Genomic DNA, 15,466 nt, shown 5'->3' on the forward strand with positions numbered 1-15,466 from the left:
GCGGCGACGATGGGGCACATTCCCCCAACCGAAGGAGCCGCCTTGAGATCCCCCAACACCCGCAGCGACAGCATCCGCATCGCCCCCACCGACAGCGCGCGCCCCGCCCCCGGCCGCGCCGGCGGCCCGCCCGGCGCGGCGCAACCGCCGCGAGCCGGCAAGATCGCCGGAGGGCCGGCCCGATGACCCTCGAGTTCCTGCTTACCTCGCTCGTCGTCGTCGCCTCGCCCGGCGCCGGCGTGCTGGTCACCGTGGCCACCGGCCTGTCGTCGGGCGCGCGCGCGGCCCTGTTCGCGGCCGTCGGCTGCACGCTCGGCATCCTGCCGCACATGCTGGCGGCGATCACCGGGCTGGCCGTGCTCCTGCACAGCAAGCACAGCGCCTTCGCGGCGATCAAATACGCCGGCGCGGTGTATCTGCTCTACCTGGCCTGGAGCACGCTCAAGGCGCACGGCCCCCTGAGCATCGAGGCGGACGGTCCGGCGCGCTCCGCCGGCGCGGTGGTGTGGCAGGCGATCTGGGTGAACATGCTCAACCCCAAGCTGTCGATCTTCTTCCTCGCCTTCCTGCCGCAATTCGTCCCCGACGGCGCGGCGCGGCCCACCGAGCTCATGTTGGAGCTGTCGGCCGTCTTCATGGCGATGACCTTGGTCGTCTTCGCCGGCTATGGCGTGTTCGCGGCGCGCGTGCGCGAGCACGTCCTGTCCCGCGCCCATGTCCTGACCTGGTTGCGGCGCGGTTTCGCCGCCGCCTTCATCGGCCTGGGGATCAAGCTGCTGCTCGTGCAACGCTAGCAGCCGCTCAAGCCTTCGCCCCCGGCCGCCACGCCGCAGCCGGGGGCAAAGCCGGCATTGCGCCGGATCGCAAAGAACCCCGCTTTTTTGTCCCGTCCCCTTGGCCACTTGCGCTATTATTCGATGGGCAACTGCCGCCGGCCCCCGTGCGCAGCGACAGTGCCGGCACGAAAACTTTGTAATCATCCGACAACGGAGTGGCTCCGGATTGAGTAGCGACATGGCATATCGATGGGAAACGGCGGACAGCGTCTGGCTGGAACGGCAGGACGGCCAGTTTGAACCGGCCGACAGCAGGGACCTGGGGCCGCTCGACTGGAGCGCGCAGGCGCCCGGCCGCCTGGCCGATCTGGCGCAGCTGCTCGGCGCCGCGCTGCCGGCGGCCTGCGCCCACGCCGCCGTCTACCCCGAGGGCTTCGCCTTCTGCCCGGAGTGCGGCCAGGCCCTGCGCCCGGCCGCGCCGGCCGGTGCCGGCGCGCGCCAGCCGGCCTGGTGGGGCGCCAGCAGCAAGGCGCTGCCGGCCGCCGACTCTCCGCTGCCGCGCCACGTGCCGCACGGCCTGCCGATCAGCGCGTTGCCGCTGGCCGCCAGCCTGGAGACGCGGCCGGCCGAGCCGGCCGTCGGCCAGGCCGAGCGCAAGCTGCCGACGCCGCCGAACGCGCTGTGCGTGTTCGCCGCCGCCCATTTCGGCTTCGCCGCACCGCGCCTGCTGGCGCTGGCCTACAGCCGCAACGTGCTGCAATACTGGGCCCCGCTGGCGGCGCGCTGGCTGGTGCTGGCACCGCAGCAGGACGCCGCCGACCTGTCCTTCACCCGTTCCGACTACGCCTGGCTGCCGGTCTCGTCGAGCGCCGCCGCGCCGGCGCGCCGTGGCGACGTCGCCGTGGTGCCGTCGGCGCAGGGCCTGCTGCGCCTGCGCATCAACCCGTTCAACGAGAGCTATGCCACCGAGCTGCTATACGCCGCCACCCTGGTCGCGGCGCCCGGCGCGGTGGGCCGGCAGATCGCCTGCCTGGTCGAGGGGCCGGCCGGCGTGCAGCTGTGGAGCGCGCTGCCGGACGGCGCCGACCCGGAGTTGCAGGACTGCGCCGGCGGCGCCGTGCCGCTGGCCGGCTGGTCGCGCCCCTTCAGCTACGACGGCAAACTAATCTGGCTGCATGCCGAAGGCCACCTGGTCTGGCTGCCCGGCACCGATCCGCAGTGGCTGGTCTGGCCGCAGGGCTGGCAGCCGCGCCTGCAGTTCGGCGGCCCGGTGAAGAGCCGCCACGGCCTGCTGTGGCTGATCGGCCACGACGGCCACAGCTACTGCTTCCTCGAACTGGGCCGCGCCGGCGGGCAGATCGAGCGCATCGGCGGCGCCCGCCTCGGCTTCGGCACGCTGCTGTTCCGCCGTGGCCACCAGGTCAAGGACGAGCCCTGGGAGCCGGAGCATGTCGAGGACCAGACCAAGGGCGAGGCGCTGGTGCTGCCGCTGCTGGAGAACGTCAGCAGCACGCGCAGCCAGCCCTGCGGCCTGGTGCTGCGCATCGAGCACTACCCCGGCACGGCCGAGGCGGCGCTCGACGGCGACGTGCTGCCGCGCACCTTCATCGAATGGGTCGGCCAGCGCAACGTCATCCTCGACGAGGTGGCGCGCCTGAGCCATCCGGGCGACTGCGTACCCTTCGTCTACGACGGCTGCCTGTGGTTGCACCATCCGAAGTGGAACGAGATGCGCGGCTGGCACTTGAAGGCGCCGGCGTGACGCGCTCCCTGTTGGAGCGCACGCCGCCGCGCGCCGCCGCCGGCCGCGCCTCGCGTTCGCGCTCGCTGTTCGCGCTGGCGCTGCTGGCGTTGCCCGCGTCCGCCGCGCTGGCCGCGCCGGCGCCGACCTCGCACGCACCGACCTCTCACGTCTTCCTGGTGCAGAACTCCGGCTGGATGGACCCGTTCTACAGCGACCCGGCATCGCAGTACAAGGCGCTGGTGGCCGAGGTGGTGCTGGCCGTCACCCAGCCGGGCGACGCGCTGGTGCTGGCCGCCTTCAACCAGAGCCTGCCCGGCGCGCCGTCGCCGCGCGCGCTGCTGGCCGCCAAGGTCGAGGCCGAGCCGCCCCGGCGCCAGGTGGCGCAGGCGCTGGCCGCGCTGCAGACGGCGCACAAGCCGGGCAGCGCCGCGCTGGCCGACACCGACCTGGGCGAGGCCGTCGGCGCCGCCATCGACACCGCCCTGGCGCGCCAGCCCGGCCTGGTCTGGCTGTTCACCAACAACAAGAACAGCCCGAACAACGACCAGGCCACGGCGCAGCGCAACCGCGAGTTCTACCAGCTGATCCACCACGGCGCGGCGATCCGCACGGCGCTGGCCTTCCCGCTGAAGATGCCGGTCCACGCCGGCCGCTACAGCGCCAACGGCCTGATGGTCTACGTGTTCGCCATCCACGAGCAGGGCGCGCGCCAGCTCGACGCGCTGCTGCGCTCGGGCCGGCTGCAACGGGTCGTCACCGAGCCGCCGGCGCGCCTCAAGCCGCTCGACCGCGACACCGTGCGCCTGGCCCCGGTCAAGGTCGACAACGCGCCCGGCGTGGCCTTCTCGATGACGCCGGACGGCTCGCTGCGCGCCGACATCGACGCCGGCGCCACCGCGCCGCGCGCCAAGATCGCCTGGCGGCTGGAGAACACCATCTACCCCTACACGATCAGCAGCGCCACGCTGGCGGCGCGCTCGCGCCTGGCCGGCGAGGACAAGCCGATCAGCCTGGGCACGGACAGCGTGCGCGCGCTGGCGCCCGGCCAGGGCCAGCCGCTGGCGTCCGAGATGCAACTGCCTGTGGCCCAGCTGCCGGGCAGCTGGTCGCTGGCCGCCTTCAAGTCGGCCGGCTCGGCGTATGTGATGCCGGGCCAGATCGAGGTGCAGCTCAGCGAGCAGAAACTGGAACTGTCGCAGGCCTTCCGCCAGCGCATGGCCGCGCTGTTCCCCGGCGACCCGCTGCCCGACATCTTCACCCCGCCCAGCCAGGTGCAGGGCTCGCGCGCCGTGCTGCCGCTGGACGTGCGCGTCCACTTCGGCCTCGGCCCGCTGCTGGCGCTGGGCGGCGCCATGCTGGCGCTGCTGGCCGGCGTGACGGCCGCCGTGCTGGGCCTGACGCGCATGCGCAAGGTGGCCCTGACGGTGGAGGGCGAGCCGCGCACCATGCACAGCAAGGCGGGCATGCAGACACCGATTTTCGACAAGGCCGGCAACAAGGTGGCCGAGTTGCGCACGACCCTATTCGGCCACACATTGACGCAGTTGCGCGACGGCGCGCAGGTGCGCCTGGGCCATTGAACACATCAGGAAAAGAACATGCAAAACACTCAGCAAGGCAGCAGCGTACAACCGATCCTTCTGGCGCAGGCCAACACCGACCCCGGCTTCAAGGTGCCCGGCGCCAGCGCGCCGGCCTCGGCCTCGTCGGCTTCGTCGGCGGCCGGCAAACCGGTCGACATCACCACGCCGTCGCCGGCCGCCGGCAGCAATGGCACGAATGACACGAGCGGCACCGGCGCCAACGCCATCGAGGTGGCGCCGGTGCAGGGCGCCCCCGCCACCGACACCTCGGCGCGCGACCAGTTGATCGCCGGCGCCGTGTTCCTGGTGCTGCTGCTGGTGTTCTTCTTCGCCCGCAACGCCTTCAGCAACCACCTGGTGCGCCGCCGCGTGGCGCCGTCCTCGGCCGACACCTCCGGCTGGCTGCTGTTCTGCGGCCTCGGCTTCGTCAGCGCCGCCGTCGTGCTGGCGGTGATGAACGCGAGTAAATTCCTCAGCGGCGCCATCACCGGCACCCTGCTGCTGCTCGGCGTGGCCGCCCTGGTCGGCGCCTGGCTGACCGGCCGCCGCTAACCTTTTCGAGAGAACGCCATGGCAGAATTCCCCAGCTCCAGCAGCATCCTCGGCGGCGCCGACAAGAAGGCCGAACTGAAGGTCGACCTGCGGCCGACCCTGTTCATCGGCGCCGGCGGCACCGGCATGGAAGTGATGATGCGCATCCGCCGGCGCATCCTGTCGGCTGTGTGGAACCGCCACAACCCGGCCCGCGTCGAGTCGATCGGCCAGTTTCCTGTGGCGCGCTTCCTCCACTTCGATCTGGACAGCGGCGCCGTCATCGACGAGGGCAAGTCGCAGCGCAGCGACCCCTGGTACGAGCTGGTCAAACTGAGCGACGAGGAACGCCTTGTCGAGCACATCGACCTGCAGCAGTACCACGAGTCCGACGACAGCCTGGCGCGCTTTCCGCTGATCGAGCAGTGGATGCCGCTGCGGCCGAAGAAGCTGCGCTCGCTGGGCATCGACCCGTCCAAGGGCGCCGGCCAGATCCGCGCCGTGGCGCGCCTCTACCTGTTCGACAAATACCCCAAGCTGCGCGGCCGCATCAAGGGCGCGCTGAACTACTTGAGTAGCAACGCCGGCAACGAGCGCAAGGAGAACTACCAGCGCCTCGGCCTGACGGTGGACACCTCCAAGTTCCGCATCGTCGTCATCGGCTCCAACGCCGGCGGCACCGGCGCCGGCAGCCTGATGGACCTGGGCTGGATCGCCAAGGCCATCGCCCGCCAGGAGGTGTCCGACAGCCAGGTCGACCTGGTGATGTTCATGCCCTCCGGTTACGCCAAGGCCAACAAGGAGCGCACCGAGGCCAACGCCTACGCCACCATGATGGAGCTGGAGACGGCGATGCGCGACATGAACGCGCAGGTGCGCTGGGCCGAGCCGGACAGCCTGGTCGGCAAGGGCGCGCCGTTCGACGACGTCTACTTCGTCGACACCGCCAACCTGGCCAACAAGGCGACGCAGGACGTCAAGGACGTCTACCAGATGGTGGCCGACTCGCTGTTCGAGGACTTCGCCTCGGCCGACTTCGCCAACCGCAAGCGCTCGGTGGCGGTCAACCAGCAGCAGCACAAGCTGGGGCCGTTCAATCCGCGCGTGCCGGAGCAGCGCTTCGGCGACATGCGCCTGTCCTACTCGAAGGTCTACTCGGCCTTCGGCCAGGCCGTGCTGGACACCCAGCAAAGCCTGCGCGAGGACATCCGCGCCTACGAGCTGGCCGCCTTGATGGTCAAGGCCTTCTTCGGCATCGTCGGCAGCGACGGCGCGCCGGCCCGCCGCGCCGGCGACCAGGAGCGCGACATCTTCATGCGCGAGCAGATGGCGATGGCCGAGCACCCCTTCGACACCTTCCCCGACTTCAAAAAGGGCACGGTCGACGTCACGCCCTTCCAGGAGTACGCGCTGACCGACCGCCTGTTGATGGACAAGGACGAGCGCTCGCTGCTGGAGCGGGTCGAGAGCAAGGTGCAGCTGGAGATCGACCGCATCATGGGCGCCTACGAACTCAACGTGTGGCGCGAGAAGGTCGCCGAGCTGCTGCCGCAGCTGGAGCGCGACGCCATCCGCGAGGCCGGCGCCACCGCCGAGACCAGCGAGGACCGCATCAAGCGCCACACCGCCGAGCTGCTGCTGCGCCTGAAGGGGCGCTGCCGCGAGCAGCTGTACGCGCTGCTGGACGACCGCAAGCAGGGCGGCCTGGAGTTCGTCCTGTCGCTGCTCGAGCAGATCAAGTCGCGCGTCGCCCAGCGCGACCTGGCCTGCGCCGAACGCAACGGCAAGCGCTACCGCGACATGCGCGACGCGCTGCGCACCCGCCAGGTCGAGGAGTCGCTCAACAACCTGTCGCAGGCGGCCGGCAAAATGTTCGGCCGCGACGCCCAGGCGCGCGAGGTGATGAGCCACCTCAAGCGCGACATCGCCGACTACCTGCGCTTCCACCTGCTGGCCGTGGCGGCGGGGCAGGCGATGGAGGTGCTGCGCGCCATGTCCACCTGGCTGGGCGACGCCACCTCGGTCGACGAGCAGGGCCAGCCCGTGTGGAGCGGCATCGCCGGCGAGTTCCAGGACGGCCGCCGCTGCGTCGAGGCGATGCTGGGCGCGGTCGACCAGCGCATCGAGCAGCTGCGCGCCGACGCCCAGCACGAACACGCCACCTACATGAAGCTGGCCAGCGACACGCTGCCCGAGCCGGTCAAGCTGACCGGCGACATCAGCAGCTGGAGCGAGGAAGTGCTGCTCGAATTCGGCGGCTCGGCGCGGCTGTTCCCGCAGCTGGGCGACGAGCGCCTGCGCGCCTCGCTGCTGCTCAAGCTGTTCCGCCGCGCGCAGACGCAGCTGAGCCGCGAGCAGGCGGTCGACGGCGAACCCGTCGATCCGCTGCTGGAGCGCCTGGCGGCCATGTCGGCGCCGGAGCGCCAGCGCACCTTCAACGAGTGGATCAAGAGCGCCATGCCGTGGGTGAACGCGCGCTTCTCGGCCGAGTTCACGCCCAAGGCCGACCAGTTCAAATGCTTCATCGGCGTCGGCGACGCCAACGCCTGGCGCAAGATGGAGGCCGAGATCAAGGCCGCCGTGCCGACCGGCTTCTTCCACGGCGACCTGGTCAGCATCGTCAACACCGGCATCGTCGGCAAGGCGGTCTGCTACATCGAGCTGTCCGGCTTCCCGATGACGGTGCTGCGCGGCCTGCCGACCTGGCGCACCTCCTACCAGATCGAGAACCCGAAGATCCCGACCCATTTGCATTTCGACTCGACCCGTTTCCGCCATCCGATCGCGCCGTCGATGGACGAGTTGAACCGCCTGGCAGACGACTACGAATGGTTCCTGCAGGCGATCGCGCTGGGCGTGGTCAAGCGCAAGCCCGACCTGTCCGACCGCGAGGCCAGCTTCCAGCCGCGCGGCCAGTACCTGTTCGAGGTGGAGGCCGGCTCCGGCGAGTGGCTCCAGATCGGCAACGAGTTCGCCATCCGCTCCAACGGCCTGCCGGCCTACTACCGCGAGCAGGTGGTGGCGGCGGTGCAGCACCGCCTGGCCCGCGCCGGCGCCAGCCAGCTGCTGCTGTTGGCGGCGCTGATGCGCCATTACCAGCTGAAGGTCTACCAGCCCAAGCTCGACGTCGACGAGACCGGCGCCGAGCTGCCCTCGCCGTCGCTGCCCAACATCACCGCCAAGCGCCTGTACGACGCCTGGCTGCGCCGCGCCCAGGGCTTGAATCCGGCGGTGTCGGCGCAGGCCATCGAGACGGCGACGGCGCAGCTGGCGCAGTGGGAGCGAGCAGGTGGCCGACTCGGCCAGCGATGCCTACAGCTGGGAGGTGCAACAGACGGTGGACAAGCGCGTGCTCAAGCCCGAATACCTGGTCAGCGAGACGCAGGCTGCCGGCGTGTTCGGCGCCACCCAGGCGCCGGGGCCGTCGCTGCACAAGGCGGCGGTGGAGCAGGCCGCCCAGGCGATGCAATACCATCAGCCGGTGACCAAGCGGCCGGCCAGCTACAAGGTGTTCCTCAACAAGGTGCAGCACGGCCCGTACTCGCTGGAGGAGATCGGCCAGCGCATCGTCCACGGCGAGATCGACGCCGCCACCAAGGTGTGGAACATGTTGTGGGTGCCGCGCGTGGACCAGTGGAAGGCCGCCGGCGACATGGCCGAACTGGCCGCCCTGTTCGACGCCGTCATTCCCGACCCGGAAGACGACATTCCCGATCCGGAATAACAGCAAGGTGAAGAAGAGTGGCTGAAGTGATTTATCGTTGTATCAACCAGGGCTGCGGCAAGGGCTTCCCGCGCGCGGTGGCGTTCTGCCCGTATTGCGGCACGCGCCAGGCCGTCGAGGCGGCGCGCGCGCCGGCGCCGGCGCCGGCGCCTGCTCCAGTTCCGGTAGCCGCGCCTGTGCCTGCTCCGGTTCCGCTGGCCGCGCCAGTTGCCGCACCTGCACCTGCGCCGGCACCGGCACCGGCACCCGCGCCCGCGCCAAGCCCGGCGCCGACTCCCGCGCCGACACCAGCGGCGGCGCCCGCACCTGTACCAGCACCGATACCCGCGCCGGCATCGCGGCCGAAGGTCGATCTGGCCCAAGCCGATGCGCATTCCGCCCGCCGCCCCCGGCTCTGGCGAGCGGCGTGTCGGGCCGCCGTTGCGCAAGCCGATCGGCAAGGGCACCTGGCTGGCGGTGATGCTGTCGCTGTTGGGAATCTGGATCGTCGCCAAGCCGACCGATCCGCACAAGAAGCTGGCGGCGCGCATCGAGGCGGCCACCGCGCTGGCGCAGGAATGCAAGCTGGACGACGCCCGCGCCGCCTTGGTCACGCTCAAGGCCAGCAAGGCCAGCGCCAGCGAGCTCAAGCCGCTGCAGGACGCCATCTTCGGCGCGGCGGCCACGTGCGAGAAGAAGCGCCTGCGCGTCAAGGCCTGGAACGACGCCCGCCCGCAGATCGACGACGCCGTGCGCGCCGGCCAGCTGGACAAGGCCGCCGCCCGCCTGGCCGCCTTCCGCAAGAAGTGGGGCGACGACGCCGACACGCGCGAGCGCGAGGAGCGCATCGACGGCCAGCGCGTCACCCAGCTGCTCGACGAGGCGCAGGCCTGCCTGAACCGCAGCGACCGCGTCTGCCTGGAGAGCAAGCTGCTGGCGGCCGAAAAGCTCAAGCGGCCGGAGGCCGAGGCGCGCATCAAAACGCTGCGCGACGCCTTGTCGCGCCTGTTGGAGGCGACCTTGCTGGGCCAGCCGTCGGCGCAGGAATCGGGGCAGGGCGGCGCGGCCGCCGGCCACGCGGCGGCACTGAAGACCGCCGCGCCGGCCCGCGCCGAGGCGCCCCGCTCAACGCTGTTGACGACCTCGCCGGCGGTGGCGCAGAACGCGCAGACGGCGCGCCGCTTCCTCGCCGAGGCCGAGCGCGACATGGGGCAAAACAACTACAAGGCGGCGCTGGACAAGGCCGACAAGTGCCTGGCGCTGGCGGAAACCGGCAACCGCGATTGCCAGGCGCTGCGGCAGAAGGCCGAGCGCCTGCAACGCGAGCTGCAACGCTGCCTGGCCAGCGGCGCCGACTGGGTCGACGACCACTGCCAGTAGTCTAGTCGCCCCGTCTCCCCTCGTCGGCCGCTCCGCCAACCCGCCTGCCAAGCGGCCGTCGGCGGGCCGGCGTCCGCCACTCTCCGCCACAAATCCGCCGTCCATTCCGCCAAAGCGACCGCTTGTCGCAAAAACAATGCCAATTTCGCATGGCGGGCTACAGTGTCGCCAGCGCGCGGTGTACGCCGCCGCGCCCATAAGGAACCGCCAACCAGGCGGTCGACCACCGCGTCCCAGGACCATCAGGAGAGTGCCCGCATGCTAACCATTCGACAGCTGAACAAGACCTACGCCAACGGCGTCAAGGCGATCAACAACGTGAGCCTGGAGATCCCGAACGGCATGTTCGGCCTGCTCGGCCCCAACGGCGCCGGCAAGTCCTCGCTGATGCGCACCATCGCCACCCTGCAGGACCCGGACAGCGGCAGCATCCACTTCAACGGCCTCGACGTGTTGGCCGACAAGGACGGGCCTGCGCCGCCAGTTGGGCTACCTGCCGCAGGACTTCGGCGTGTATCCCAAGGTCAGCGCCGAGAAGCTGCTGCACCACTTCGCCGTGCTCAAGGGCCTGGCCGGCCGGGGCGAGCGCAAGGAGGCGGTCGAGGCGCTGCTGCAGCAGACCAACCTGTGGGAGGCGCGCAAGCGCGGCCTGGGCACCTACTCGGGCGGCATGCGCCAGCGCTTCGGCATCGCCCAGGCGCTGCTGGGCGCGCCGCGCCTGGTGATCGTCGACGAGCCGACCGCCGGCCTCGACCCGGACGAGCGCAACCGCTTCCTCAACCTGCTGGCCAAGATCGGCGAGCAGGTGGTGGTGATCCTGTCGACCCACATCGTCGACGACGTCACCGACCTGTGCCCGCGCATGGCGCTGATCGTCAAGGGCGAGGTGCTGATCCAGGGCGAGCCGCAGGCCGCCATCGACACGCTCAAGGGCCGCGTCTGGCGCCGCAGCGTGGCGGCCGAGCAGCTGGCCGGCTACCAGAGCCGCTTCAACGTGCTGTCGAGCCGCCTGGTCGGCGGCAAGCCGCAGATCAACGTCTACGCCGAGAGCCAGCCGGACGACGGCTTCGTCATGGTCGAGCCGGACCTGGAGGACGTCTACTTCCTGCAGGTGCGCCACGCCGCCGCAGCGGGCGGCAGCGGCCGCGCCGCCGCGCCGGCCGCCGCGCGCGCCGCCGCCGCCGACATTGTGTCGGTTTAAGGAGCGCGCCATGTGGAGGGAATTTTTCAAGTTTGACCTGGACTACCAGCTGCGCCAGCCGCTGCTGTGGGTCAGCGCGCTGCTGCTCGCCGCGATGGCCTTCGGCGCCACCACCAGCGATGCGATCCAGGTCGGCGGCGCCATCGGCAACGTCAACCGCAACGCGCCCACCGTGGTGGCGCAGCTGCTGGGCAGCTTCAGCGTGATCTCGATGTTCATCGTCACCATCTTCATCGCCGGCGCCGTGCTGCGCGACAGCGAGGTCGGCATCTCCGACATGCTGTTCGCCACGCCGATGCGCAAGCTCGACTACCTGTTCGGCCGCTTCGCCGCCGGCCTGGTGGCCTGCCTGTTGATCTTCGTGGTGATCGCCGCCGGCGCCATGCTCGGCCCGCTGATGCCCTGGGTCGACCAGGCCCGCGTCGGCCCCTTCCCCGGCGCCGCCTACCTGTGGACCTTCGCCGTGCTGGTGCTGCCCAACCTGTTGTTCATCGGCGCGCTGCTGATGCTGCTGGCCGCCACCACCCGCTCGATGATGCTGGTCTACGTCGGCGTGCTGGCCCTGTTCGTGCTGTGGGTGGTGGCCGGCGTGTTCACCCGCGACATCAACAACGAGTGGATCGCCGTGCTGATCGACCCGTTCGGCGTGCGCGCCTTCGGCCGCATGACGCGCTACTATTCCGCCGCCGAGGCCAACAGCGGCCTGCCCGCGCTGGGCGGCTACCTGCTGGCCAACCGCGCGCTGTGGAGCTGCGTCGCGCTGCTGATGTTCGGCGCCACCGTGGCGCTGTTCAAGCCGCAGCGCGCCGGCACCGGCCGCCGCCTGTTCGGCCAGGCCAAGCCGGCCGCCGCAGCGCCCGCCGCTGCCGCTGCCGCGCCGCTGCTGCTGCCGCGCATCGAACCGCGCTTCGGCGCCGCCACCGGCTGGGCGCAGTGCTGGCGCATCTTCTGCTTCGACGCCGGCGCCGTGTTCAAAAGCGTGCCCTTCCTGGTGCTGTTGCTGCTCGGCGTGGCCAACCTGATCGGCAGCGCCAGCGCCGCCGACGCGATGTTCGGCACGGCGCTCTACCCGAGGAGCTACCTGATGCTGCGGGCGATGAACAACAGCTTCAATTTCATGTTGATCATCGTCGTCACCTTCTACGCCGGCGAGCTGATCTTCAAGGAGCGCCAGGCCAAGATCGCCGACGTCAGCGACGCCATGCCGGTGCCGAACTGGGCGCCGCTGCTGGCCAAGAGCCTGGCCATGGTCGGCGTGGTGCTCGGCTTCCTGCTGGCCGGCGTGCTGGCGGCGATGGCCTTCCAGCTGTTCAAGGGCGGCGCCCCGGTCGAGCCGCTGCTGTACCTGCAAGGCAGCCTGCTGAGCGCGACGCCGTTCATCCTGATGGGCCTGCTCGCCGTCTGCCTGCAGGTGCTGACCAACAACAAGTTCATCGGCTACCTGCTGATGATCGTGCTGATGGTGGCGCAGATCGTCATGGGCGTGATGCACTTCGACCACAACCTGTACAGCATCGGCGCGCTGCCGGCCAGCCCGTATTCGGAGATGAACGGCTACGGCCACTTCCTCGCCGGCTGGTCCTGGTTCGCCCTGTACTGGGGCCTGTTCACGCTGGCCTTGCTGATCGTCGCCCAGGCGTTCTGGGTGCGCGGCCTGTCGGTCGACTGGCGCTCGCGCGTCCGCCTGGCCGGCCGCCGCCTGCGCGGCGGCGCCGGCGCGGCGCTGGCGCTCAGCCTGGCCGCCTTCGCCGCCACCGGCGGCTGGATCTTCTACAACACCAACGTGCTCAACAACTACCGCGCCTCCGACGCCCAGATGGACCTGCAGGCGCGCTACGAGAAGCTGTACCGCCAATATGTCGACCTGCCGCAGCCGAAGATCACCGACGTGCGCGCCGACGTCGACATCTTCCCGGCAGAGCGGCGCGTCGCCGTGCGCGGCCACTACGTGTTGGAGAACAAGACCAACGCGCCGCTCGACACCCTGCGCATCCAGGAGAACCCGGACGAGCGGACCCGCTGGGAGAACCTGCCGGCGCACCAGTTGACCTTGGACGACAAGCAGCTCGGCTTCAAGATCGTCAAGCTGGCGCAGCCGTTGGCGCCCGGCCAGCGGCTGGCGCTCGACTTCAGCGTCGACGTGCGCCGCGCCGGCTTCACCAACAGCGGCGCGCCCGACACGTTGAACCTGAACGGCAGCTTCTTCAACAACCAGGAGTTCTTCCCGCACTTCGGCTACGACCGTGGCCGTGAGCTGGTCGACCGCAACGAGCGGCGCAAGCGCGGCCTGGGCGAACCGGAGCGCATGCGCAAGCTGGAGGACACGGCCGCCTACGTCAACGCGGTGTTCGGCGGCGAGGCCGACTGGATCAACTTCGACACCACCGTCTCGACCAGCGCCGAGCAGATCGCCATGGCGCCCGGCTACCTGCAAAAGAGCTGGGAGCGCGACGGCCGCCGCTACTTCCACTACAAGATGGACCAGCCGATGATGCCCTTCTTCGCCTACCTGTCGGCCAAGTGGGAGATCCGCAAGGCCGAGTGGAAGGGGCTGCCGATCGAGATCTACCACGACAGCAAGCACGGCTACAACACCGGCCGCATGGTCGAGTCGGTGCAGAAGTCGCTCGACTATTTCTCCACCCAGTTCACGCCCTACCAGCACAAGCAGGTGCGCATCCTGGAGTTCCCGACCTACGCCCAGTTCGCCCAGTCGTTCGCCAACACCATCCCGTTCTCCGAGGGCATAGGCTTCATCGCCGACCTGCGCGACAAGGACGACATCGACTACGTCTTCTACGTCACCGCGCACGAGATGGCGCACCAGTGGTGGGGCCACCAGGTGATCGGCGCCCCGGTGCAGGGCTCGACCATGCTGATGGAATCGCTGGCGCAGTATTCGGCCATGATGGTGATGGAGAAGGAGTACGGCCGCGAGAAGCTGCGCCGCTTCCTGCGCTTCGAGCTGGACCGCTATCTGCGCGACCGTGGCGGCGAGCTGGTCGAGGAGCTGCCGCTGTACAAGGTGGAGGGCCAGCAGTACCTCCACTACCGCAAGGGCAGCCTGGTGTTCTACCGCCTGCGCGACGAGATCGGCGAGGCGCCGCTCAACCGCGCCCTCAAGCGCTACCTGCAGGACAAGGGCTTCCAGCAGGCGCCGTTCACCACCTCCAAGGAGCTGCTGGCCTACATCCGCGCCGAGGCGCCGGCCGACAAGCAGGCCTTGATCACCGACCTGTTCGAGAAGATCGTCTTCTACGACAACCGGGTGGTCGAGGCGAAGGCGGTCAAGCGCGCCGACGGCCAGTGGGACGTGACGATGAAGCTGCACCTGGCGAAAATGGAGGCCGACGGCAAGGGCAGGGAGACGCCGCGCGCCTACGACGAGCCGGTCGAGATCGCCGTCTTCGCCCGCCCGGCCGGCGGCAAGGAGAAGGACGAGCGCGTGCTGTTCAGCGACAAGCGCCTGCTGTCGGGCGCCGAGCCGAGCGTCACGGTGACGGTCAAGGACAAGCCCTTCGACGTCGGCGTCGACCCCTACAACAAGATGATCGACCGCGTCTCGCGCGACAACCGCAAGGAGATCAGCTTCGATTGAGGGCCCGGGCGGGGCGGCGCGGAGCAGGGAGGGGCGCCGGCGAGGCACCCTGGCGCATCGAATCGGTTGGTTCCTGAATGGCCAAAGTAAGGTTCACCATCCGTATAGGCACTGATCCTAAAGAGCTTGTCGGGCGAGAGGTATGTTACAGGCTGCTTGTCTGTGGAAAGAACCGCTGGCGGTAAGCCAAGAGGTTTCGCCGTCAAGTTAGCGCCCCTTGAAACCGGAAGCCGCAGCGAGGACGCGCTGTAAATCGCCTTCTGCCACCGCCGCGACCGGACTGCGGCCGCCCAAGGAAGTCTTTGGAGTGATGAAGAACTCCCACTTGCTCGGACCGGGCATATCGCCCAAGGCTTGGGAAACTTTTTCCAATTCGCGGCGCTCCGGTTTATCGCTCGCAAAAAAAGCCGGATACAGCTGGGAGTTCGACGGTCCCTCGATCGAGAAGATGCGGAATTCCTTAACAGCTTTACTCAGCGCTTGGCGGCTGAATGCGAGACGCTGGCAAATATCGGACGAGGTCAACAAGTTACCTTCTTCCAGGTGCTTCTGCCTGGATAGCAGGCTCTGACTATTGAGCTTGGCGGTGAATTCATCGTTTTCACGATTGTCAGCGAGGCGCAAGACCTTCGCGGGGACGGCATAGCGTTCCAGCAAGCCTTTGACCTTGCTGCGCGGGATTTTCGGGAAACTCGTGTCAAGAAGCGCTATCGGAGTCCCCGGCATGCTTTGGCTGCGCAGCTTGGCGGGCCGCGAGTCACGAAACTTGACAATCACGTAACCTCCGCCGAGGTCGGCGGATCGCTCCACGTCTGCGGCTGAAAAAACCGAGTGTTCTCCGGCCCGATGCGCCGCAAAGGATTTTTCGGCTGCGCTAAGCTCTTGCGGAGCACGTTTCTTCCGCTGGACTGTAGGACTTTTTTTTACACTCGCTGCAGACATGATGGACT

The 15,466-nt window shown here is 69.3% G+C and carries 9 protein-coding genes and 2 pseudogenes; 10 read left to right on the forward strand and 1 reads right to left on the reverse strand.

What is annotated here, in order from left to right:
- Positions 1 to 42 precede the first annotated feature (42 nt).
- The 10 genes and pseudogenes from QC826_RS04245 to QC826_RS04290 all read left to right on the forward strand — a co-directional run bounded on the left by QC826_RS04245 (position 43) and on the right by QC826_RS04290 (position 14,516).
- A complete protein-coding gene (locus tag QC826_RS04245; protein WP_279764548.1) occupies positions 43 to 186 on the forward strand; it encodes a hypothetical protein in 144 nt (47 codons plus the stop codon).
- The gene (locus tag QC826_RS04250) at positions 183 to 794 is read left to right on the forward strand and encodes a LysE family translocator (protein WP_279764549.1); all 612 of its coding nucleotides are present in this window, start codon (positions 183 to 185) and stop codon (positions 792 to 794) included. Before QC826_RS04245 ends, QC826_RS04250 begins: the two co-directional genes overlap by 4 nt.
- Before the next feature lie 220 nt (positions 795 to 1,014).
- Positions 1,015 to 2,538, forward strand: coding sequence for a hypothetical protein (locus QC826_RS04255; protein ID WP_279764550.1), 1,524 nt, complete (start codon positions 1,015 to 1,017; stop codon positions 2,536 to 2,538).
- On the forward strand, positions 2,535 to 4,100 hold the full coding sequence (locus QC826_RS04260; RefSeq protein WP_279764551.1) for a hypothetical protein: 1,566 nt from the start codon (positions 2,535 to 2,537) through the stop codon (positions 4,098 to 4,100). The genes QC826_RS04255 and QC826_RS04260 overlap by 4 nt, the downstream gene beginning before the upstream one ends.
- An 18-nt stretch (positions 4,101 to 4,118) precedes the next feature.
- Positions 4,119 to 4,655 (forward strand): hypothetical protein, encoded by a 537-nt coding sequence (locus tag QC826_RS04265; RefSeq protein ID WP_279764552.1) that lies wholly within the window; start codon positions 4,119 to 4,121, stop codon positions 4,653 to 4,655.
- A gap of 138 nt (positions 4,656 to 4,793) precedes the next feature.
- A pseudogene (locus QC826_RS04270) lies at positions 4,794 to 5,804 on the forward strand (tubulin-like doman-containing protein); the annotation flags it as partial.
- Between the two features lie 2,293 nt (positions 5,805 to 8,097).
- Positions 8,098 to 8,358, forward strand: a complete 261-nt coding sequence (locus QC826_RS04275; protein ID WP_279766379.1) for a DUF4339 domain-containing protein — start codon at positions 8,098 to 8,100, stop codon at positions 8,356 to 8,358.
- A gap of 366 nt (positions 8,359 to 8,724) precedes the next feature.
- Entirely contained in the window at positions 8,725 to 9,717 is a 993-nt protein-coding gene (locus QC826_RS04280) for a hypothetical protein (protein WP_279764553.1), read from the forward strand.
- Between the two features lie 258 nt (positions 9,718 to 9,975).
- Positions 9,976 to 10,918, forward strand: a pseudogene (locus QC826_RS04285) (ABC transporter ATP-binding protein).
- A gap of 10 nt (positions 10,919 to 10,928) precedes the next feature.
- Positions 10,929 to 14,516 (forward strand): M1 family aminopeptidase, encoded by a 3,588-nt coding sequence (locus QC826_RS04290; protein WP_279764554.1) that lies wholly within the window; start codon positions 10,929 to 10,931, stop codon positions 14,514 to 14,516.
- A 207-nt stretch (positions 14,517 to 14,723) separates the two neighbouring features.
- Here QC826_RS04290 and QC826_RS04295 read toward each other — a convergent pair whose 3' ends face one another.
- Positions 14,724 to 15,458: a hypothetical protein gene (locus QC826_RS04295; protein ID WP_279764555.1), complete on the reverse strand. Its 735-nt coding sequence runs from the start codon at positions 15,456 to 15,458 to the stop codon at positions 14,724 to 14,726.
- Positions 15,459 to 15,466 lie beyond the last annotated feature (8 nt).

The sequence above is a fragment of the Rugamonas sp. DEMB1 genome (genome assembly GCF_029834475.1).
Classification (GTDB): Bacteria; Pseudomonadota; Gammaproteobacteria; order Burkholderiales; family Burkholderiaceae_D; genus Rugamonas; species Rugamonas rubra.

What these genes read in the sequence shown, in the direction of transcription:
- QC826_RS04275 (WP_279766379.1), top strand. Translation starts at nt 8,098, where the DNA reads ATGCAATACCATCAGCCGGTGACCAAGCGGCCGGCCAGCTACAAGGTG.
- QC826_RS04295 (WP_279764555.1), bottom strand. Translation starts at nt 15,458, where the DNA reads ATGTCTGCAGCGAGTGTAAAAAAAAGTCCTACAGTCCAGCGGAAGAAA.
- QC826_RS04255 (WP_279764550.1), top strand. Translation starts at nt 1,015, where the DNA reads ATGGCATATCGATGGGAAACGGCGGACAGCGTCTGGCTGGAACGGCAG.
- QC826_RS04265 (WP_279764552.1), top strand. Translation starts at nt 4,119, where the DNA reads ATGCAAAACACTCAGCAAGGCAGCAGCGTACAACCGATCCTTCTGGCG.
- QC826_RS04280 (WP_279764553.1), top strand. Translation starts at nt 8,725, where the DNA reads ATGCGCATTCCGCCCGCCGCCCCCGGCTCTGGCGAGCGGCGTGTCGGG.
- QC826_RS04290 (WP_279764554.1), top strand. Translation starts at nt 10,929, where the DNA reads ATGTGGAGGGAATTTTTCAAGTTTGACCTGGACTACCAGCTGCGCCAG.
- QC826_RS04250 (WP_279764549.1), top strand. Translation starts at nt 183, where the DNA reads ATGACCCTCGAGTTCCTGCTTACCTCGCTCGTCGTCGTCGCCTCGCCC.